18 protein-coding genes, 1 pseudogene and 1 riboswitch are annotated in these 18,902 nt (G+C 75.5%); of the genes and pseudogenes, 9 read left to right on the top strand and 10 right to left on the bottom strand.

Annotated features, from left to right (window positions below; translation table 11 throughout):
- Window positions 1-106: 106 nt before the first annotated feature.
- Complete coding sequence (locus IE106_RS14440; protein WP_189533807.1) at window positions 107-1,210, top strand: GNAT family N-acetyltransferase; 1,104 nt, start codon at window positions 107-109, stop codon at window positions 1,208-1,210.
- 125 nt (window positions 1,211-1,335) lie between these two features.
- Window positions 1,336-1,776, top strand: a complete 441-nt coding sequence (locus IE106_RS14435) for a hypothetical protein (protein ID WP_229840420.1) — start codon at window positions 1,336-1,338, stop codon at window positions 1,774-1,776.
- A gap of 74 nt (window positions 1,777-1,850) precedes the next feature.
- Here the strand turns inward: IE106_RS14435 and IE106_RS14430 are convergent, their stop codons facing one another.
- Window positions 1,851-2,513 (bottom strand): lysophospholipid acyltransferase family protein, encoded by a 663-nt coding sequence (locus tag IE106_RS14430; RefSeq protein WP_189533805.1) that lies wholly within the window; start codon window positions 2,511-2,513, stop codon window positions 1,851-1,853.
- Between the two features lie 242 nt (window positions 2,514-2,755).
- Between IE106_RS14430 and IE106_RS14425 the strand changes: the two genes are divergently transcribed.
- Window positions 2,756-4,066, top strand: coding sequence for a cation:proton antiporter (locus IE106_RS14425; RefSeq protein WP_189533803.1), 1,311 nt, complete (start codon window positions 2,756-2,758; stop codon window positions 4,064-4,066).
- Between the two features lie 244 nt (window positions 4,067-4,310).
- Here IE106_RS14425 and IE106_RS14420 read toward each other — a convergent pair whose 3' ends face one another.
- The 3 genes from IE106_RS14420 to IE106_RS14410 all read right to left on the bottom strand — a co-directional run bounded on the left by IE106_RS14420 (window position 4,311) and on the right by IE106_RS14410 (window position 5,918).
- Window positions 4,311-4,931, bottom strand: a complete 621-nt coding sequence (locus IE106_RS14420) for an L-threonylcarbamoyladenylate synthase (RefSeq protein ID WP_189533801.1) — start codon at window positions 4,929-4,931, stop codon at window positions 4,311-4,313.
- A gap of 41 nt (window positions 4,932-4,972) precedes the next feature.
- Window positions 4,973-5,128 carry an alpha-amylase inhibitor gene (locus tag IE106_RS14415; RefSeq protein ID WP_189533799.1) on the bottom strand — a complete coding sequence of 52 codons (156 nt, stop codon included), beginning with the start codon at window positions 5,126-5,128 and terminating at the stop codon, window positions 4,973-4,975.
- Window positions 5,129-5,438: 310 nt separating this feature from the next.
- The gene (locus IE106_RS14410) at window positions 5,439-5,918 is read right to left on the bottom strand and encodes a C40 family peptidase (protein WP_189533797.1); all 480 of its coding nucleotides are present in this window, start codon (window positions 5,916-5,918) and stop codon (window positions 5,439-5,441) included.
- A gap of 3 nt (window positions 5,919-5,921) precedes the next feature.
- Window positions 5,922-6,082, bottom strand: a riboswitch (cyclic di-AMP (ydaO/yuaA leader).
- Between the two features lie 460 nt (window positions 6,083-6,542).
- Here IE106_RS14410 and IE106_RS14405 point away from each other — a divergent pair.
- A complete protein-coding gene (locus IE106_RS14405; protein ID WP_189533795.1) occupies window positions 6,543-7,559 on the top strand; it encodes an isopenicillin N synthase family dioxygenase in 1,017 nt (338 codons plus the stop codon).
- A 284-nt stretch (window positions 7,560-7,843) separates the two neighbouring features.
- Here IE106_RS14405 and IE106_RS14400 read toward each other — a convergent pair whose 3' ends face one another.
- Window positions 7,844-8,836 carry an NAD-dependent epimerase/dehydratase family protein gene (locus tag IE106_RS14400; RefSeq protein WP_189533793.1) on the bottom strand — a complete coding sequence of 331 codons (993 nt, stop codon included), beginning with the start codon at window positions 8,834-8,836 and terminating at the stop codon, window positions 7,844-7,846.
- A 146-nt stretch (window positions 8,837-8,982) separates the two neighbouring features.
- Between IE106_RS14400 and IE106_RS14395 the strand changes: the two genes are divergently transcribed.
- Together IE106_RS14395 and IE106_RS14390 are read left to right on the top strand one after the other, a co-directional pair.
- Window positions 8,983-10,032 (top strand): lactonase family protein, encoded by a 1,050-nt coding sequence (locus IE106_RS14395; protein ID WP_189533791.1) that lies wholly within the window; start codon window positions 8,983-8,985, stop codon window positions 10,030-10,032.
- A 236-nt stretch (window positions 10,033-10,268) separates the two neighbouring features.
- On the top strand, window positions 10,269-11,099 hold the full coding sequence (locus tag IE106_RS14390; protein WP_189533789.1) for an aldo/keto reductase: 831 nt from the start codon (window positions 10,269-10,271) through the stop codon (window positions 11,097-11,099).
- 71 nt (window positions 11,100-11,170) lie between these two features.
- Here IE106_RS14390 and IE106_RS14385 read toward each other — a convergent pair whose 3' ends face one another.
- Window positions 11,171-11,656, bottom strand: a complete 486-nt coding sequence (locus IE106_RS14385) for a DUF6098 family protein (RefSeq protein ID WP_189533787.1) — start codon at window positions 11,654-11,656, stop codon at window positions 11,171-11,173.
- Window positions 11,657-11,829: 173 nt separating this feature from the next.
- On the opposite strand from IE106_RS14385, the gene IE106_RS14380 reads away from it, so the two are divergent.
- Window positions 11,830-12,378, top strand: coding sequence for a hypothetical protein (locus IE106_RS14380; RefSeq protein ID WP_189533785.1), 549 nt, complete (start codon window positions 11,830-11,832; stop codon window positions 12,376-12,378).
- Window positions 12,379-12,677: 299 nt separating this feature from the next.
- Here IE106_RS14380 and IE106_RS14375 read toward each other — a convergent pair whose 3' ends face one another.
- Entirely contained in the window at window positions 12,678-13,592 is a 915-nt protein-coding gene (locus IE106_RS14375; RefSeq protein WP_189533783.1) for a helix-turn-helix domain-containing protein, read from the bottom strand.
- A 98-nt stretch (window positions 13,593-13,690) separates the two neighbouring features.
- Between IE106_RS14375 and IE106_RS14370 the strand changes: the two are divergent.
- A pseudogene (locus IE106_RS14370) lies at window positions 13,691-14,487 on the top strand (NAD(P)H-dependent oxidoreductase).
- Between the two features lie 52 nt (window positions 14,488-14,539).
- On the opposite strand, the gene IE106_RS14365 reads toward IE106_RS14370, so the two are convergent.
- Both IE106_RS14365 and IE106_RS14360 read right to left on the bottom strand, forming a co-directional pair.
- Window positions 14,540-15,052, bottom strand: coding sequence for a hypothetical protein (locus IE106_RS14365; protein ID WP_229840417.1), 513 nt, complete (start codon window positions 15,050-15,052; stop codon window positions 14,540-14,542).
- Between the two features lie 250 nt (window positions 15,053-15,302).
- Window positions 15,303-16,280: a peptidoglycan-binding protein gene (locus IE106_RS14360; RefSeq protein WP_189533781.1), complete on the bottom strand. Its 978-nt coding sequence runs from the start codon at window positions 16,278-16,280 to the stop codon at window positions 15,303-15,305.
- 245 nt (window positions 16,281-16,525) lie between these two features.
- On the opposite strand from IE106_RS14360, the gene IE106_RS14355 reads away from it, so the two are divergent.
- A complete protein-coding gene (locus IE106_RS14355) occupies window positions 16,526-17,119 on the top strand; it encodes a L,D-transpeptidase (protein ID WP_189533779.1) in 594 nt (197 codons plus the stop codon).
- 280 nt (window positions 17,120-17,399) lie between these two features.
- Here the strand turns inward: IE106_RS14355 and yczR are convergent, their stop codons facing one another.
- Entirely contained in the window at window positions 17,400-18,887 is a 1,488-nt protein-coding gene (gene yczR, locus IE106_RS14350) for a MocR-like transcription factor YczR (RefSeq protein ID WP_189533777.1), read from the bottom strand.
- Between the last annotated feature and the right edge of the window lie 15 nt (window positions 18,888-18,902).

Here is an 18,902-nt window from a genome sequence, read left to right as displayed (position 1 = left end):
CCGGCGGCGACCGCTCCGGGGACGCGTGCGGTGCGCGGACGGGCCCTCCCCCGCACGTCCGCGAAATCCCTGGTGCCCGCGTCGGCCGGACCCTAGGGTCGTCCCCATGGCGATCATGGGTCCACAGGACATCGACGAGGCGGTCACCGCCACCGTCTCCGCACTTCGCGACGTGGCGGAACGGGACTGGTCCGTACCGGCGGCCGGGCTGGAGTGGAGCTGCCACGACACCGCCGTCCACATCGCGAGCGACTTCGTGGGTTACGCCACCCAGTTGACGGGCCGCGCGACCGACGGATACGCCCCCTTCGACGTCGTCGCCGATCCGGGTACCGCCCCCGACGGCCTGATCCGCGTCGTGGAGGCCACCGGCGGGCTGCTCTCCGCCGCCGTCCTCAGGACTCCCCCCGAGGTGCGGGCCTGGCACCCGTACGGCGCCGCGGGCGGTGACGGCTTCGCGGCCATGGGGGTCGTCGAGACGCTGGTGCACACCCACGACATCCTCGACGCCCTCGGGGTGCACGGCTGGCAGCCGCCCGGACACCTGTGCGCCCGTGTGCTGGAGCGGCTCTTCCCGCACACCCCGCGCGGGAACGACCCCTGGAGGACGCTGCTGTGGGCCACCGGCCGCGGCGACCTCGACAGGCTGCCCCGCCTGGGGGCCTGGCGCTGGTACGCCGACCCGATCCGCTCCGAGCGGCTCGTCCTGTGCGAGGTGTCGCCCGTGGTCGCGGCCGACCTGCACGGCGGCGGCAGCGGGGGCTTCGCGTGGGCCGAAGGGGGCCCGGAGGAGGGCACGCGGTTCGCCGGGGGCATGGTGGTGCAGGCGCGCGAGGCGGGCACGTACCGGCCGGGCTGGGGCACGTACGCCATCGTCCGCGCCTCCGACCGGCGCGCCGTGGGCGGCATCGGCTTCCACGCCGCCCCCGACGCCGACGGCGAGGCCGAGATCGGCTACGACCTCGTGGAGTCCGCGCGCGGCCGGGGCTACGCCACGGAGGCCCTGCGCGCCCTGGCCGACTGGGCCTTCCGCCACCCCGAGCCGACGGTGCTGCGCGCCACCGTCGACCACGGCAACGCCCCCTCCCACGCCGTCGTCACCCGCGCCGGATTCACACCGGACGGTTCCACCGACGACGGCGTGCGCTACCTCCTGCCGCGGCGCCCGGGCACCGGTGAGCGCGTTGGGGACGTGTCGGCGGAGCGCTGATCGCGGGCCGTCCGCCGAGGAGCGCGGCCGGCCCGGCCACCTCGTACCCGCGCCCGGCGGGGCGGGACCCGGCCGCGCGCCCGGCCCCCCCGTCGATCGGGGGCCCGGCCCCGTAGGCTCGGGTCATGGGACCGGAGAAGAGGGCGGGAGGACCGGTGGACGAGGAGGAGTGGCTGCTGCGTCACGGCCTGCGCCCCGACGAGCGCGGCCTCGACGAGGTGCGCACGCTGCTGGAGGAGCAGATCCGGCTGGAGCGCCGGAGCCAGGGGTACGGCGACACCCTCCTGATGAAGCTCTGCTGCGTCCAGTTGTTCCACGCCGGCCGCCTCGATGACGTCCCGCTCATCTGGCGTGCCAAGACCGCCGGCTTCGACGCCTACTGCTCGATCGACGTCCAACTCCTCTGCGGTGCCGGGCTGAGCCGGACCAATGCCTACCTCGAGTCGCGGCAGGACGCGGAGAGCAGGGCGGCGCTGGAACGCCTGCTGCACTGCGAGGAAGCGGATGACTTCGACGGCTTCTCCCCGGCCCGGCAGTCCGCCCAGTACGTCGCGTACTACGCGTGACGCCCCCGCCGGGACGTCACCGGTGAGGAGGGGCCGTGCCGCCCGGCCCGCTTATAGGGGAGAGGGGCCGGGCGTCACGCGGCGAGGGCCGGGGAGGCGTCGAGGCGGGTGGCCGCCGTACGCCAGGCGGCCGTCACCGCGGCGTGCGCCTGGGCGGTCCCGGTGACATGGTCGCCGGCCAGGGTCAGCGGTGCGCCCACGTGGACGTGCAGGGCGGGGCGGCGGAGCGGGGCGCTGAGGACACCCGCCAGTTGCCGGGCCGGGCTGCCGGACGTGACCCGGCGGGCCCCCGCCTGGCCCAGGGGGACGACCGGTGCGCCGGTGCGCCCGGCCAGGCGGGACAGGCCGCTGCGGAAGGGGCCGGGGGCGGCCTCGGCGGCGCCCTCACGCGCGGGGATCCCCCCTTCGGCGTAGATGAGGACGAGCCTCCCCCGGCCGAGGGCCGCCTCCGCCAGGTCGAGGGCGCGTGCGGCGCGGCGGTCGCCCCGGTGCACGGGTATGTGGCCCCCGCGCGTGAGCGCGCGGCCGAGCAGGGGGACCCTCCACAGTCCCGCGGTCGCCATGACGACCGGTTCGACGCCGAGGCGGCGCAGTGCGGCGAGCACGACGGCGGGGTCGGCGAGCGAGGTGTGGTTGGCGGCGACGATGCTGCCCGGCGCGAGGTCCGCGTCCCGGTCGGCGGTCACCGTGAGGCGTCCGAAGGCAGGGACCAGGGTGTGGGCGAGGCGGCTGAGCATGCGGGTCTCCCGGTGGTGACGGTGTCGGTCGTCATCGTCGGCGGCCGGGGGGCGGCGGGGACTGAGCACGCGTACTCGGTTCGGGTGAGGGTGCCTACCCAGGCGGGCCCTCTCCGCGCGGTGGGCGGCGGGCGGCGGACGGGTGGGGCGCCCGCGTGTGTCCGGGCGGGAGGGCGTGTCGATCCTGGTGGGTCGCCCGGGTGGTGGGCGTACTCGTGGGACACGAGGGGCACACGTCTGCGGTGAGCTCGGGTGATTTCTTCTTCGCGTTGTTCGGGGCCGGCGCGCTCGGCGCCGCCGTGCTGCCACGGGTCGTGGCCGGGCGGCCGTTGTCCATGCCGCTCGTCTTCCTGCTGTGCGGAATGGCCCTCCAGGCGTCACCGCTGCCGCTGCCCGGGGTCGACCCGGTGGGCGACCGGATGTGGGTCGAGCACCTCACCGAGGTCTGCGTCATCGTCTCCCTCATGGGTGCCGGGCTCGCCCTGAACCGACCCGTCGGGTGGCGGCACTGGCAGGCGTCGTGGCGGCTGCTGGGCGTGACGATGCCGCTGACCATCGTGGTCACCGGGCTGCTCGCCTGGTGGTTGCTGGACTGGCCGCCCGCCGCCGCGCTGCTGCTCGCCGCCGTGCTCTCCCCCACCGACCCGGTGCTCGCCTCCGAGGTCCGGGTCGGCGCGCCCACCGAGTCCGAGCACGACGAGGACGAGGTGCGGTTCGCCCTGACCAGTGAGGCGGGGCTCAACGACGGGCTCGCCTTCCCCGTCGTCATGGCGGCGATCGCGCTGGCCGCGGCCGCCGGTACGGGACTGTCCGGTGCGTGGGTCGGGCAGTGGCTGCTGGTCGACGTGCTCTACCGGTGCGTCGTCGGCGTCCTGGCGGGGCTCGCCGTGGGCAGGCTGCTCGGCTGGATGTTCTTCCGCGCCGGATGGGAGTCGATGCGGCTGTCCGAGCACCGCGACGGGTTCGTCGCGCTGGGCGCCACCTTCCTGGCGTACGGGGTCACGGAACTCGTCCACGGGTACGGCTTCCTCGCCGTGTTCGTCACCGCGTGCCGGATCCGGGCCGCCGAGCGCGCCCACGGCTACCACACCGTGCTGCACGACTTCGTCGAGCAGGTCGAACGGCTCATGACCGCCGGGCTGCTCTTCCTGCTCGGCGCCTTCGTGGCGCAGGGCGCGCTCACCCACCTGACCTGGCAGGGGGCGCTCGTCGGTCTGCTGCTGCTCCTCGTCGTCCGGCCCCTGACCGGGTGGGTGGCGCAGTTCGGTACCCCCGCCGGTCCCCGGGAGCGCGTGGTGACCGCGTTCTTCGGCATCCGGGGCATCGGGTCGCTGTTCTACCTCGCGTACGCCCTCGGCACGGAGGGCTTCCACGTCCCGGCGGAAGAGCTGTGGGCCGTCGTGACCTTCACCATCCTCGCCTCCGTCGTCGTCCACGGGACCAGCGCCTCACCCGTCATCTCCCGTCTCGACCGGATACGGCTGCTCAAGGCCCGGCGCAGGCACCGCGGGAAGCGGCCCGGTGACGACGAGGTCGCTCACGAGCGGCTCTGAGACCCTCCGCCCCGGCGGGAGGGGGGCGTCCGTACGGCGCCGTCACCACCCGGCCCGGACGGAGGGCGCCGAAGGCGGGTGCGCCGCGACGGGGCGAGGCCGCGGAAACGTTCCGGCAGGGCGGAGGAGGTCACCCCCAGGGGGGGCGGGGAAGGCCGCGGGTGGGCGCCGCCGGATCTCCCCCGAGGAATCCTTCCTGCCCGCCGGGCGCTCCGCCGGGTCCGGCGCGGTGCCCTCCCGGTGGCTACTCGAAGCGGGACGTGTCGCCAGCGCCCCTGCGGACGATCTCCGGTGCGCCGCCGGAGAAGTCGACGACCGTGGTCGGCGCCGTACCGCAGTCACCCGAGTCGAGGACGGCGTCGAGGACGTGGTCGAGCCGGTCCTTGATCTCCCAGCCCTGCGTCATCGGCTCCTCCTCCCCCGGCATCAGCAGCGTGCTTGACACGAGCGGCTCGCCCAGTTCGGCGAGGAGGGCCTGGGTCGCCGTGTGGTCGGGGATGCGCACCCCGACGGTCTTCTTCTTCGGGTGCTGCAGCTGGCGCGGCACTTCCCTCGTCGCGGGGAGGATGAAGGTGTAGCGTCCGGGCGTCGCGGCCTTCAGCGTCCGGAACACGTCGTTGTCGACGTGCACGAACTGGCCGAGCTGGGCGAAGTCCCGGCAGACGAGGGTGAAGTGGTGACGGTCGTCCAGGTTGCGGATGGTGCGGATCCGCGCCAGGCCCTCGCGGTTCCCCAGCTTGCAGCCCAGTGCGTAGCAGGAGTCCGTGGGGTACGCGACGAGGGCGCCGGAGCGGATCATCTCGGCCACGTTGCCGATGACGCGGCGCTGCGGGTCGTCGGGGTGCACATCGAAGTACTTCGCCATCCGACGAGCCTAACGCGCCGTCGTGCGCCTGCCGGTCAGGCTCAGCAGGGCGCGACGTGGACGACGGGGCCGTGGGTGCCCGCGTACCCCTCGCCGACCGTGGTCGTCGTGGCGGGCGGCATCGTGTGGCAGACGCCCTCCGCGCCGTCCTGGCAGACCACCTTGACGTCCGGGGCGGTCGTGCGGTCGTTCGTCACCTGCGCCTAGCGCCGGCTCTGCCGGGAGGTGACGCACGAGGGGCCGGCTGTGCGCCGGCCGACGGGACGGACGCGGCAGCGGGGGGCGTCAGGACCGTGCCCGCCGCCCCTTCCCGGAAGGGCGGGGCGGCGGGCACGGGGTGGGGCGGCGAGGGGACCGGAGCGGGGCCGACGGCCCCCGCGAGGACGGTCCCGGCCGAGGACGGTCCCGGCCGAGGACGGGGACGCCGGGCCCCTGAGGGGTTCCCCTCCGGTCGGATCCCCGTCCCGGGGTGGGGACCCGACCGGTGGGACGCTCGCCGATCCGGCGTCAGCGCACGCGGCCGTAGAGGACCTTCTTGGTCCAGATCCGCTCCAGCTTCACCACCGAACCCGCCTTCGGGGCGTGCCAGATCCGGTTGCTCCCGGCGTAGACGCCGACGTGGTAGACGCGGCCGCCGGAGTGGAAGAAGACCAGGTCGCCCTTCTGGAGGGTGGACGCCGAGATGTGGCGCGTCCGGTTGTACTGCTGCTGCGCGGTGCGCGGCAGGTTCTTGCCGGCCTTCTTGTACGCGTACAGCGTCAGGCCGGAGCAGTCGAAGCGGGACGGACCCGCGGCTCCGTACTTGTACGGCGAACCCTTCTTGGAGGCCGCCACGTTGAGCGCCTTCGTCGCGTGCGCGGGGCCCGCCGCCTGCGCGGCGGGAGCGGCGCCCGGTGCCAGCAGCGTGCCGGCGAGGGCGGCGAGGGTCAGTGCCGAGACGGCACCGGTTCGGGACAGTACGGACGGAACGTGATTCTGCGCGGTCATGCGCAACCCTTCGTCATCCGCCTGCGAAGGATGACCTGTCGGGTTCGGGCAGGCGAAGTTGCCCGGCCGCTGACGCGGCTTCACCCCAAGGGACGGCCATGGTGCGCACGCCCCGGTACTGCTGGGTCCTCCACTCCTGCCGATTCACTTCGTGTCGACCAGATCCGGACGGCGGCAGGACTCGGCGTCCACCCGGACCGCCTCGCCACGGCGGCGAGGGCTTGTCGTCGTCAGGGATCTTGACCCATGACGGGAGGAAAGTTCGAACGGAATCGGCATTTTGTGAGACTCCTCACCGTTGGCCGAATCCGGGCGCGCCGTGTGGCCGGGGGGTGACGGAGGCCGGTCCGGAGGGTGTGCGGCGAGTGTCCCTGGGCGTCGTGACCGCCGCGCGCTACGCTGTGCGAGTGACTCTTCTCGTGATGCGCCGACACGTGGACTACGTGCGCGTCACGACCACGAGTTGTCCGCGCCAGGACTGACCTCTTCCCCTCTCCACCTCTCCACGGTCCTGCAGTCGGCGCACCCTCCCGGCACACTCCGGCCGGTGCTCTCCGTACGCCGCGTTCCCGTCACCCTCAGGGCAGCAGGGCCTCGTCACACGCGAAACGGAAGGCCACCACCATGTCCGTCCCGACCGTCACCACCGAACGCGCCCTGCCCGTCATCGACCTGTCCGCGGCGAACGACCCGCGGTCCCGCGGAGCGTTCCACCGCGACCTGCTCGCCGCGGCACGCGACGTGGGATTCCTCCACCTGACCGGACACGGCGTCAGCGACCGGGAGACTTCCCGGATCATGGAGCTGACCAGAGCGTTCTTCGCCCTGCCGGAGGCGGACCGACTGGCGCTCAGCAACCTGAACTCGCCGCACTTCCGGGGCTACACCCGGATCGGTCACGAGCTGACCGGCGGCCGCTCCGACTGGCGCGACCAGTTGGACGTCGGCGCCGAACGGCCCGCCGTCGAGGTGGGGCCGGACGATCCGGCGTACCTGTGGCTGGAGGGGCCCAACCAGTGGCCCGCCGCGCTGCCGGAACTCCGTACGGCCGTCCTCGCCTGGCAGGACCGGCTCGCCACGGTCGCGCACCGGCTGCTGCGGGAGCTGCTGACCGCGCTCGGCGCGCCCGCCGACTACTTCGACGACGCCTTCGCCGAGCGCCCCCACCTGCACACCAAGCTCGTCCGCTACCCCGGCTCGGCGCCCGAGGGGAGCGGCCAGGGCGTGGGCGCGCACAAGGACTACGGCTTCCTGACGCTGCTCCTGCAGGACGAGGTGGGCGGCCTGCAGGTGCGGTCCGGCGACGGCTACCTGGACGTGCCGCCGCGGCCGGGGGCGTTCGTCGTCAACCTGGGCGAGCTGCTGGAGATCGCGACCGACGGGTACCTGTCGGCGACCGACCACCGGGTGGTCAGTCCGCCCGGGGCGGTGGAGCGCTTCTCCGTGCCGTTCTTCTACAACCCGCGGCTGGACGCGGTGATCAGGACGGTTCCCGGCGCGTACCTGGAGCACGCGCCCGGCATCGCCGAGGACCGCGCGAACCCCCTGCACGCCGAGTACGGGCGCAACGAGCTGAAGGGGTGGGTGCGGGCCCACCCGGAGGTCGCCCGGCGCCACCACCCCGGGCTCGTGGCGGGGTGACCGCCCGGTGAGGCCGGGGCCCGCCCGCTGACGGATCCCGGGCCCCGCGGGTGGATGACGGGCGCGGAGCCGCCCGCCGCGGTCGCGGGTGCTCGTCCCCCGGGGAGGGAGGGCGCCGCCGTGACCGCGCGCCGGCCCGGCCGTCGCGCCAGGGCCCCGAGCGACCCGCCGCCCGTGCCGGGAACGGTCTTCCCGGCCGTCGGCCCGTTCGTCCCGCCCTCCCGCGGTGGGGCACCGGTCCCCCAGCGCCCCACCACGCCGCCCGTGGTCGCCCGAGGCGCCGGTCAGGTCCGGGCGAGGGCGTCCAGCAGTTCGCCCTCGCGCCGGGCGCTGAGGCCCGCGCGGCGGGGGCGGTCCAGGCCCTGCCCGCGCTCCCAGCGGAGGGTGTCCGCCAGCAGGTCCGCGCGGGGCCGGTGGCGCAGGCCCGCCGCGCGCGCCGCGGAGCCGTCGCGGGCGGACCAGCCCTCCCAGCCGGGCTCGACCAGCCACATCGGCAGCGACTCGGGGCCCATGTACTCGGCCACGTCCTGCGCGAGGAGCCAGGCCGAGTCGGCCGTGACCACCGGGCCGGTGTGCCCCGCGACCTCGCGGGACAGGTCGATCCACTCGTGGAAGGGGACGACGGGGCCGACCGCGTCGTACGTGCCGGTGGTGCCCGCCTCGGCGGCGTCGAGCAGCCACGCGGACAGGTCCCGCACGTCGACGACCTGGGTCGGCAGGCCCGGTGTGTCCGGGACCAGCACCGGCCCCCGCGGGTCGCGCGCGGCGCGGGCCACCCAGTAGCCGGAGCGTCCGCTGTGGTCGCCCGGGCCGCCGATGAGGCCGGCGCGGGCGATGAGGAGCCGGTCGCCCACGGTGGCCGTCGACGCCTGCTCGCAGGCGGCCTTCGCCTCGCCGTACAGCGAGCGGTCGGCCTCGTCGTGGTCGGTCGGGGTGAGGAGCGGGGCGGACTCGTCGGCGCCGATCGCGGCGTGGGAGGCGTACGCGCTGACGGAGGAGACGTACGTCCAGTGCCGGGCCGTGCCGGCGAGCGCGGCGAGCGCCCCCCGTACGAAGCCCGGCTGCCAGGACACCTCGACGACGGCGTCCCACACGCGGTCGAGCAGCGGCGCGTACGCGGCGGGGTCGCGGCGGTCCGCGGGGACGAGCACCGCGCCGTCCGCGACCCCGCCGCTCTCGCCGCGCGCGAGGCACGTCACGCGATGGCCGCGTCCGAGCGCCTGCCGGGACAACTCCCTGCCGAGCCACGCCGTTCCGCCCAATACCAGGATTTCCATTCCGCCACTCAAGCAGCACGGCGCCCCGGCACCCAGAGCGGTTCGCCGACAGCGCATCCGGGTTCGCCCGGGGCGGGGGCGGTGACCCTCCCGGGGCGCGGTCGTTGCCCTACCCAGGAGGCACAAAATCCACGAAAGGGGCATTTATGGATCAGAACGGCGGGTCCTGGGCGTACATCGGTTCGTTCACCTCGGGCGGCGGGCACGGCATCACCGTCGCCGCCGTGGACCCGGCGAGCGGGGCGCTGACACCGGTCGGGGCCATCGACGTGCTCGCCGACCCGTCGTGGCTCGCGCTCGACCGGGGCACCGGGGTGCTGTACGCGGTGAGCGAGGCGGAGTCCGGCGAGGTCGCCGCCTTCCGGGCCGAGGGCCCGGAACTGGCCCCGCTCGGCCGGCCGGTCGCGGTGGGCGGCTCGGGCCCCACGCACCTGAGCGTCGCCGGGCGCCGGCTGCTGACCGCCAACTACGGGTCCGGGAGCGTCAGCGGCCTGACGCTGGACGCCGACGGGCGCATCGCCGGGCCGGCCGTCGTCCTGGCCCACCAGGGCTCCGGCCCGGACCCGGACCGGCAGGAGGGCCCGCACGCCCACCAGGTGCTGCCCGACCCGAGCGGCCGGTGGGTGCTCACCACGGATCTGGGGACCGACTCGGTGCGGGTCTGCGCGTTCGACGGGGAGGGCGGGGCGCTCCGCGTGCACGGGGAGGTGGGACTCCGCGCCGGGTCCGGGCCCCGGCACCTGGCGTTCCACCCGGACGGCACGGTCGCGTACGTCCTGCACGAGTTGGAACCGCAGGTGACCGTGTGCCGCTGGGACGCGGCGTCCGGGTGGCTGGAACCGCTGTCGGAGGTCCCGGTCGACGGCGACGGCGGGCCCCGGGGCGTGCGGGCCTGCCCGTCGGTTCCCGCGGTCTCGGCGGACGGGCGGTTCCTCCGGGCGGCGGTGCGGGGCCTCGACGCGCTCGTCACGCTGTCGCTGGAGGACGGGGCGGAGAAGCCGCGGTTCGTGGGGAGCGTGGGCTGCGGCGGGAGCTGGCCGCGCGATCTCGTCGCGGATCCCTCGGGACGCAGGCTGTACGTCGCGAACGAGTGGTCCGGGAACGTGACGTGGTTCGACGTGGACCCGCTGGACGGGCGGCCGCGGCAGGGCGGCTCGGTGGAGGTGCCCGCCGCCGCGTGCGTGGTCTTCTCCTGAACCGGCCCCGGACCGGGCCGAACGGCCGCGGGCCGGGGGCGCCGGTGCGGGGCCCGGGACCACTCTCCACGCCCACCGTTCGGAGCCGGCCGGAAACGTTCCGTGACGGTCCGCGCCCCGCGGGCCGGGTCGGTGCCCGTGACACGACGCGATTCGTGCGGGGCGCGGGAATTTCGTCGCCCCGTGTGATCGTTGACGTCTGGAGTACCCACCGACGACGTAAGGATCGACCGCTCGTGAGCAAGGTCCCCTCCCTGACCCTGAACAACGGTGTCACCATGCCGCAGCTCGGCTTCGGTGTCTGGCAGGTGCCGGACGCCGAGGCGGCGGAGGCGGTGGGCACCGCCCTCGAAGCCGGCTACCGGAGCATCGACACCGCCGCCGTGTACGAGAACGAGCGCGGCACCGGTCAGGCCCTCACCGCGTCCGGACTCCCCCGCGAGGAGCTGTTCGTCACCACCAAGCTGTGGAACGACGAACAGGGCTACGACTCGACGCTCCGCGCCTTCGACGCCTCCCTGGAGCGGCTCGGCCTCGACTACGTGGACCTCTACCTCATCCACTGGCCGGTACCGGCGCAGGACACGTACGTCGACACGTACAAGGCGTTCGAGAAGATCCTCGCGGACGGCCGGGCCCGCTCCATCGGCGTGTCCAACTTCCTGCCCGAGCACCTGGAGCGGCTGATGGACGCCACGTCCGTCGTGCCCGTCGTGAACCAGATCGAGCTGCACCCCCAGCTCGCCCAGGCGGAGTCCCGCGCCTTCCACGCCCGGCACGAGATCGCGACCGAGGCCTGGTCGCCGCTGGGCCAGGGCCGCGGCCTGCTGGAGGTGCCCGCCATCGCGGCCGTCGCCCGCAAGCACGGCCGCACCGCGGCGCAGGTCGTGCTGCGCTGGCACCTCCAGCTCGGCAACGTGGTGATCCCGAAGTCCGTGACGCCGTCGCGGATCCGGGAGAACATCGACGTCTTCGACTTCGAGCTCGACACGGAGGACATGGCGGCGTTCGCGGCGCTCGACGAGGGCCGGCGGCTCGGGCCCGACCCGGCCGTCTTCGGCGCCTGACGCACGACGGGAGAGGGGCGCGGCCGCGGGTGCGGTCGCGCCCCTCTCCCGTGCGGGCGCGGGGGCGGCGGTCAGGCCGTGCGGTTCATGGGCCCCCAGGGGCGGCGCTGGCGCGCCACCTCCTCCTCCGCCTCGTCGAGCACCTCCAGGTCGATCCAGCAGACCGGCTCCACGTCGCAGAGCAGCGGCTCGTTGTCCGGGCCCCGGGCCGCCTCGCGGCCGCGCAGGGCCCAGGGGCGGACGTCGCCGTCCCGTTCCTGGCGCAGGTGGCAGTAGTCGTACAGGCGGCGGGCCACCCAGAGCCGTACCGGGCGGTCCTCCCACCAGCTCTCGATCTGCAGCGGGTTCGCCGACAGGCCGGGCAGGGGGATCCCGGTCAGGTGGTCCACGCTGCGGGTCTCCTCCATGTCCTCGGCCGGGCTCCGCGACCAGCGGACGAAGAGACTGCCGTGCCGCTCCACGAGGTCGGCGAGCTCCTCCAGACTCCCGACGGTCGGCAGCTCGGTGACCCCGTCGGGGGCCGTCCTGCGGGTCGGCGCCGCTACGGTCTCGTCCATGTCGTTCCACCTCTTCGTCGTACGGGACCAAACGCCTCGTACCCACACGTAACAGGATGACTCCTGGTAACAACCGACGCAGGTCGGAGCGCTCCGCGGTTCCGGTGGGCGAGATCCGGGGAGATCGGCGGAAGCCGCCCGTCCGACGGGCGCGGTCCGTTAGCGTCGCCCGCATGGGAGACTCACAGAACCCTCACACCTCATCCACCTCGCCTCGCACACGCGTCCGGCGCCTCTCGATCGCCGTCGCGGGGGCGGCGACCCTGGTGGCCCTCAGCGTCGGCGCCGCCCTCGCCGCCGGTACGAACGAGGACCCCGCCCCTCCGACGAGCACGTACACCGAACCGACGCCGCCCCAGGAGCCCACGGGGGGCGCGGGCAGCGGTGACACCACCGCGGGCTCCGACAGCGGCGGCTCGGTCGGCGTCACCGAGGGAGGCGGGGACACCGAGGGAGGCGGGGACACGAGCGGCTGGTCGAGCGGCGGGAGCGGAGGCAGCGCGGGCGGCCTGACCGACGGCGGCTCCGGCGAGACCACGGGCGAACCGAGCGGCGGGCCGACCGGCTCCCCCTCGCCGTCCCCGTCCACGCCGCCGAACCTGGCGGAGATCGACCGGCGCATCACCGAGCTGAACCAGAAGGTCGACCAGCTGCCCACCAAGAAGGAGCTGGCGGACGCCCTGCGCGCCTTCGCCGACCAGCTCGACGCCTCCGGCTCCTGACACGCGGCGCACCCGGTGGGCCGCCGCCTCGCGGCGCGCCCTCCGGCTCGCCCGCCGCGGCCCGGCTCACCGCCGCGGCGCAGGACCGCCGCGTCGAGGTGATCGGCGCCCGTACCGGGAACACCGCCCTGGGGGCGACCCGGACGGCGCCATGTCGCCGGCGACCCACGCCGGCCCGGCCACCGGGTGGTGTCCGAGGTGGAACAGGCCGACGGCACGCAGGCGCCGCGCGGGCAGCTGGTCGGCGACGGCGGCCGGACGGCCGTCCACCAGGCCTCGCGGGGCGGGCCGGCGGCGCCTCACCCGGGGCGGCGCGGACCGGGCACCTCGTGCACGGCCGCCGCGAGCCGGGCGAGGGCGGCGGCGTCGGGGCCGCCCTCCTCGGCGCCGAAGACGTGCACCACGAGTCCGGTCTCGCCGGGCGCGGCCGGTACGTGCAGCGTCTCGTAGTCGAGGGTGAGCGTGCCGACCACGGGGTGGCGCAGCCGCTTGCGCCCCGCGCCGCACATCACCACCTCGCCGGTGGCCCAGAGCCGCCGGAAGTCGGCGCTGTACGCGGACAGTTCCGCGATGAGCGCGGCCAGGTACCCGTCCTCCGGGTACCGGCCCGTGGAGACCCGCAGCTGCCCGACGGCCTCCGCGGCCCGCTCCTCCCAGTCGGGGAAGACGTCCCGTGAGACGGGGTCGAGGAAGAGGTAGCGGGCGTTGTTCCGGTCGCGGTGGCCGGGGCCGGCCAGGCCGCCGACCAGTTCGGCGCCGAGTGCGTTCCAGGCGACCACGTCGAGGCGGGGGTTCGTCACGAAGGCGGGGAGCCCCTCCATGGCGTCCAGGATCCGCCGCAGCAGGGGGCTGACCCGCGCGGTGGGGGCGGGGCCGCGCCGGTCGGCGGCCAGGGTGGCGAGGTGCCTGCGCTCCGCCGCGTCGAGGCGCAGGGCCCGGGCCAGCGAGTCGAGGACCTCGGGGGACGGCTGGGTGGCCCGGCCCTGTTCGAGGCGTACGTAGTAGTCCACGCTGATCCCGGCGAGCTGCGCCAGCTCCTCCCGGCGCAGCCCGCGCACCCGCCGCCGGCGGCCGCCCGCCAGGCCGACGTCCTCGGGGGCGACGCGGGCCCGGCGGGCCTTGAGGAAACCGCCGAGCGCCCGCCGGGGGTCGCCGATCACGTCGATGCCGCCGCCGTCGCCGTTCACGCGCTCCGTCCGGTCCACGCCGTTCATGGGCTCAAGTATGCGTGGTCCTGCGGGTACCAGGATCGGCGTTCCCCCGGTCGCAGGGGGTCCTGGCTGCCGTATCGCGCGCGGGGGAACGTGGGGGCATGACCGAAACCACCGCGCGGCAGCGCAAGAAGATCCTCGTCGTCACCGCCCATCCCGAGTCCCGTTCGCTCACCTCCGCCCTGACCGCCTTCGCGGTCGGCCACCTGCGGGCGGCGGGGCACCAGGTACGGGTCTCCGACCTGTACGCCATGAAGTGGAAGGCGGTCGTGGACGCCGACGACTTCCCCGAACACCCGGCGGACGGGCGGCTGGACGTGATGGGCGCCTCGGAGCGGGCCACCCTGGCGGGCCGGCTGACGCCGGACGTGGCGGCCGAGCAGGAGAAGTCCGCTGGTCGGACGCGGTGGTCCTGCAGTTCCCCCTGTGGTGGTTCTCGGTGCCCGCGATCCTGAAGGGCTGGATCGACCGGGTCTTCAGCTGCGGGTTCGCGTACGGCCCCGAGGTCCCTCCGCCCTACGGCGACGGCGCCGCCCTGGCGGGGCGCCGTGCGCTGCTGTCGGTGACGGCCGGCGCGCGCGAGGGGGCGTTCTCCGACCGGGGTGTCCACGGGCGGCTCGCGGACGTCCTCCACCCGATCCAGCACGGGGTGTTCTGGTTCACGGGCATGGCGCCGCTGGAGCCGTTCGCCGTGCACGGGGCCAACGACCTGCCGCAGGAGGAGTTCGCGGCGGCGTGCGAGGCGTACGGGCGGCGGCTCGACGCGTTGTTCACGGACGAGCCGGTCCCCTTCCGGGCGCTCGCCGGCGGCGACTACGACCGCGACATGAGGCTGCTGCCGGGAGTGGAGGCGCCGGGCACGAGCGGGTTCGGCCTGCACCTGCGCCCGGCGGGGTGAGCGGCGCCGCCCGCCGCCCGCCGGGGGCTTCCGGCGAGCGGCGGGCGGGTGGTCAGTTGCCGTCGACCGGGAGCCAGCCCGAGTAGGCCTCCGGCTGGTAGTACTTGTTGGTGTCGCCGTCGTAGCGCAGGGCGCGCAGGCGGACGCTGCCGGACTCGGCGTAGTCCTTGTCGCACTTCACCCAGCGGTTGTAGCCGGACTTGTTGCGGCACGCCTCGGGGGCCCGGCCGTAGTTGGTGTAGACGCCGCCGATCGCGGACATGCCGTCGGACGCGGTGTCCAGGACCCAGATGACGTCGCCGTCGTGCTGGAAGCAGACCTTGGAGCCGTAGGTGGCGACGCACCAGCTGTCCGGCGGGAGGGAGGAGGACGCCAGCGGAGCCTTGGTGCCGGTCGTGCCCTCGCCCTGGTCCGTGCCCTGGTCGACGGTCCACTCCGGGGCGTCGGCGACCGTGTCCTCGGCGGTGGCGGGGGTGGCGGCGAGCAGCAGGGTCGCGGCGGCCGCGACGGCACCCAGCACGGTCCGCCGGGTGGCGCGGGGCGCCCGGGACGGAGTTGTACCCATGTGAAGATCCCTTGCGTGTCATGGACTTCTCAAGAAAGTGGAGTGATCCTAGCGTCAAGATCACTCCTGGCGCACCGGGGGCCGTCCCGCCGGCCGGGCGCGCGTCCGGCGCCAGGATCCCGCCGCGCGGGGCGACCGGGGAGGGCGCCCGGCCTCCTCCCGGAGGCACGCACGCGCGCTCCGGGGGCCCGGGGCGCACGGGGGCGGGAGGATCACCACGCGCACGCCCGTGAGGCGCCTCGCGGCCCGGTCAGGCGGGCGGCGCCGAGACGAGGGCCCGCCAGGTCTCCCCGTCGACCACCCCGGTGGCCGGCAGCCCGGACCGGCGCTGGAAGTCCCGGACCATCTGCTGCGTGGCGGCGGTGTAGGCGCCGGTGATGTCGGCGGGCTGCCCGGCCCGGTGCAGCAGGTCCTGGACCGCCTCCACCCGCGGTCCCCTGTCCCCCGGCGCGGCGGGCAGGGCCAGCATCCGCCAGGTGTCCCGGCCGACCTTGCCGTCCGGCTGGAGTCCGTGGCGCTTCTGGAACGCGACGACCTGCGCGCGGGTCTCCGGGCCGAAGACGCCGTCCGCGCGCAGGGTGTGGCCGTGTGCCCGGAGCAGGCGCTGGACGGTCCAGGTGAGGGAGGACGTCTCCCCCTTGCGGACCAGCGGCCAGCGGGTGGCCTCCGGGCGGGGCGGCGCGGCCGCCGGGCGGACCGTGTGGCCGGTGCCCGGGTCGAGGACCGCGCGGCTCGCCGTCCAGCCGACGGTCAGGACGGCCGCCGCCACCGCGGCCACGAGGAGGGCGCGCCGGACGGTGCCGCGCCCCGGCCGCGGCGCCGCCCCGCGGCCGGCGGGCCCGGCGGCGGGGTCCCGGTCCGGTCGCGGGGCGGGCACGGGGCCGGAACCCGGTTCGGGCGCCGGGACGGCGGTCGGGGCGGCCGGCGGGGCGACGGCCGGGGCGGGGCGGGCGCTCCGGGCGAGGAGGAGGGCGGTTTCCAGGCCGTCCGGCGGGGCGCCGAGCACGGCGTGGAGGGCCCGTACGGCGTCGGGGGGCGCCACCAGCGGATGGGCGGGGTTGAGGTACCGCGACAGGGTCGTCTGGGTGACGCCGACCTGCCGGGCGAGCGACGCCTGGGTCGGTTTCCGCCCCCCTCCGCGCGCGGACTCCTCCCACCACGTCCGCAGCAGCGCCGACAGCTCCCGGCCCGCCCCGTCCGCCGTCCCGTTCGGCGGCGCCTCCGCCATGTGCCCTCCCGAGCTTCAGCAGCGTGCATGAGCCCACGTCACAGCAGTGCATGGGGGCATGCATGATTCCGCATCAGGGAGGTCCCCGATGCCGCTCCCCGGAGCCCGCCGGGTGCCCCATCGTGGGTTCCCGGCGGCCCGCGCCGCCCGGTCCCCGCAGCTTCCGCAGGGGGCTGCCCAGCGCGGGAGGCCGTCCCCCGGTCGGGGGCACGGCTCGTAGAGAACCCTCGAAGGAGTGATCACCCATGTCCGTGATGTCCTACCTCGGCTTCCGGTCCGCCGCGATCGGCGCCGGTGTCGTCAGCCTGCTGGCCGGTGCCGTCGCCACCGCCCCGGTGGGGTCGGCCGCCTCCGCGCGGCCCGGCGAGGCCGCGGCCGTCACCACCCTGGAGTTCACCCGGAACTCCGGTGACCCGCTGAACTCGCGCCTGGCCGTGGTGCGGGGCGGGCGGACGGTGGCCGTCTTCCGCGCGGGTTCGGGCCTCGGCGCGGGCCACCCCGAGGGCCGGAACGAGTGTGCCCGTTCGAAGGGCTGGCTGCCGGCGGGCACGTACTCCGTCGGAGCGCGCACCACCCGGTACGACGGCCGGGTCATCAAGGGCTACGCGATCCCCCTGAGCGACAAGACCTGCAAGGACGGCAGGACCCCGCGCACGGAGCTGTTCATCCACAGCGAGATGACCCGCACCGGCGGCCAGGGGCGGACCGAGGGCCAGCGGTGGGACGGGGTGAAGGACTACAAGTCCGCCGGGTGCATCAAGCTCGCGCCGCAGGACGTCAAGGAGCTGTTCCGCGTCCTCGGCCAGGGCTCGGCGCCCAAGCGGCTCACGGTCCGCTGACGCCCGTCCCGGGTGCCGCCCGCCCCTCCGCGGGGGGGCGGCACCCGCCGTGCGCCGGTGCGCGGGCGTCGCGGGCCGCCGCCGTCACGGGGCCGCGGTTCGTACGGCCCGGTCGGGTACGGCGTGCACGGCGCCGGCCGGCAGGGCCGGGTCGGCGGCCACGTGCGGGGGGCCGGGTCGGCGGCGGCCTCCCGCGGGGGCCGGATCGGCGGAGGCGGGCGGACCACAGCAGGCCGGGGCGTGAGGACGGCCCCGGGCGGCCCCGGCGGCAAGGCGCCCGTCAGGCGATCCAGCGCGCCCGCCGGGTGGAGGAGGGGGCCGGCGGGTCGTCCGACAGCGCCGCCGCCATGCGGCGCACGGCCTCGCGCAGGGTGTCGGGATCGGAGGTGTACGGGATGCGCAGCCGCTGCTCGAACAGGCCCGGGTGGGCGGCGAAGCAACCGCCGCCCTCGATGCGCACCCCGCGCCCGAAGGCCTTCTCGGCGAGGGCCGGGGCGACGGGCTCACCCAGGTCGACCCACAGGGACAGTCCGCCCGGCGGCAGTCGCCACGTCCAGTGCGGAAGGTGCGCGGTGAGGGCCTCGGCCAGCGCCGCGCGCTGCCGGCGCAGCTGTTCCAGCCGGGGCGGGAGGAGTTCGTCGGCGCGGTCCAGGAGGTGGAGGGCGAGGAGCTGGTCCACCACCGAGCCCCCCATGTCGTCGGTCATGCGCTGGACGGCGAGTTCGGTGACCAGCGAGGAGGGAGCACGCAGCCAGCCGATGCGCAGCCCTCCCCAGTGGGTCTTGCTCATCGAGCCGATCGTGACGATCCCCCCGCCGCCGCCCGGTGCCGCGTGGGACGCGAAGGGGGCGGGGGCGGGGACGTCGAGGGCGAGCCCGGTCAGGGTCTCGTCGACGACGAGCCGGGTGCCGGAGCGTTCGGCGGCGCGCAGGACGCGGACGCGGTCGCCGTCGGGCATGAGGTGGCCGGTCGGGTTGTGGAAGTCGGGGATCAGGTACGCGAGCCGGGGCGTCGCCTGCCGGAGGGACGACTCGGCGATGCCGACGTCCCAGCCGGAGTCGGTGACCGGCACCGGCACGGCGCGCAGACCGGCCCGGCGGATCGCCTCCAGCGCGTTCGGGTAGGAGGGGTTCTCGACGAGCACGCGGTCGCCGGGGCCGCACAGCAGCCCGAGTGTCAGGCTGAGCGCGTGCTGGGCGCCGGACGTGACGAGGATCTGCTCGGGCACGGTGGCCAGGCCGCGCCGGGTGAAGCGGTCGGCGACGGCGGCGCGCAGCTCCGGCAGGCCGTACGGATGGTAGCCGGGGGTGCGGGCGTGCTCGGCGAGCCGGGGCGCGATGTGGGCGAGTGCGTCGAGGAGCACCTGTTCGGGCAGGCACGGCGCGGCCCTGGCCAGGTCGATCGCGGCGTCCGGGGAGCCGAGGACCCGGGCGACCCCGCGGGGCGTACGGCCTTCCGGGAGGGCCGTCCAGGTGCCGGCGCCCTGACGGCTGTACGCGTGGCCGCTCTCGCGCAGCAGGTCGTACGCGGCGGTGACGGTGGCCCTGCCGACGCCGAGGGCGGCGGCCAGTTCGCGCTCGGCCGGGAGGCGCGCGTGGAGGGGCAGCCGTCCGTCGAGGACGAGTGCGCCGATCCGGCGGGCCAGGTGGCGGAACGCGGGCTTCGCTCCGGCCGGGTCCGGCAGCATCGCCGCCAGACGGCGGCTGCCCAGCGTCGCGCCGGTGCGCCGCTCCCCGCTGCCCCCGTGCCGTGGGCCCGTCCCCGCCATTCCCACCACTTCCCC

Source organism: Streptomyces roseolilacinus (genome assembly GCF_014649335.1).
GTDB lineage: Bacteria > Actinomycetota > Actinomycetes > Streptomycetales > Streptomycetaceae > Streptomyces > Streptomyces roseolilacinus.
Note: the sequence above shows the minus strand (reverse complement) of the source record. Positions and strands in the feature narration are given on the sequence as shown.

What these genes read in the sequence shown, in the direction of transcription:
- IE106_RS14440 (WP_189533807.1), top strand. Translation starts at nt 107, where the DNA reads ATGGCGATCATGGGTCCACAGGACATCGACGAGGCGGTCACCGCCACC.
- IE106_RS14380 (WP_189533785.1), top strand. Translation starts at nt 11,830, where the DNA reads ATGGGAGACTCACAGAACCCTCACACCTCATCCACCTCGCCTCGCACA.
- IE106_RS14375 (WP_189533783.1), bottom strand. Translation starts at nt 13,592, where the DNA reads ATGAACGGCGTGGACCGGACGGAGCGCGTGAACGGCGACGGCGGCGGC.
- IE106_RS14355 (WP_189533779.1), top strand. Translation starts at nt 16,526, where the DNA reads ATGTCCGTGATGTCCTACCTCGGCTTCCGGTCCGCCGCGATCGGCGCC.
- IE106_RS14430 (WP_189533805.1), bottom strand. Translation starts at nt 2,513, where the DNA reads ATGCTCAGCCGCCTCGCCCACACCCTGGTCCCTGCCTTCGGACGCCTC.
- IE106_RS14420 (WP_189533801.1), bottom strand. Translation starts at nt 4,931, where the DNA reads ATGGCGAAGTACTTCGATGTGCACCCCGACGACCCGCAGCGCCGCGTC.
- IE106_RS14365 (WP_229840417.1), bottom strand. Translation starts at nt 15,052, where the DNA reads ATGGGTACAACTCCGTCCCGGGCGCCCCGCGCCACCCGGCGGACCGTG.
- IE106_RS14435 (WP_229840420.1), top strand. Translation starts at nt 1,336, where the DNA reads ATGGGACCGGAGAAGAGGGCGGGAGGACCGGTGGACGAGGAGGAGTGG.
- IE106_RS14410 (WP_189533797.1), bottom strand. Translation starts at nt 5,918, where the DNA reads ATGACCGCGCAGAATCACGTTCCGTCCGTACTGTCCCGAACCGGTGCC.
- IE106_RS14395 (WP_189533791.1), top strand. Translation starts at nt 8,983, where the DNA reads ATGGATCAGAACGGCGGGTCCTGGGCGTACATCGGTTCGTTCACCTCG.
- IE106_RS14360 (WP_189533781.1), bottom strand. Translation starts at nt 16,280, where the DNA reads ATGGCGGAGGCGCCGCCGAACGGGACGGCGGACGGGGCGGGCCGGGAG.
- IE106_RS14400 (WP_189533793.1), bottom strand. Translation starts at nt 8,836, where the DNA reads ATGGAAATCCTGGTATTGGGCGGAACGGCGTGGCTCGGCAGGGAGTTG.
- yczR (WP_189533777.1), bottom strand. Translation starts at nt 18,887, where the DNA reads ATGGCGGGGACGGGCCCACGGCACGGGGGCAGCGGGGAGCGGCGCACC.
- IE106_RS14385 (WP_189533787.1), bottom strand. Translation starts at nt 11,656, where the DNA reads ATGGACGAGACCGTAGCGGCGCCGACCCGCAGGACGGCCCCCGACGGG.
- IE106_RS14405 (WP_189533795.1), top strand. Translation starts at nt 6,543, where the DNA reads ATGTCCGTCCCGACCGTCACCACCGAACGCGCCCTGCCCGTCATCGAC.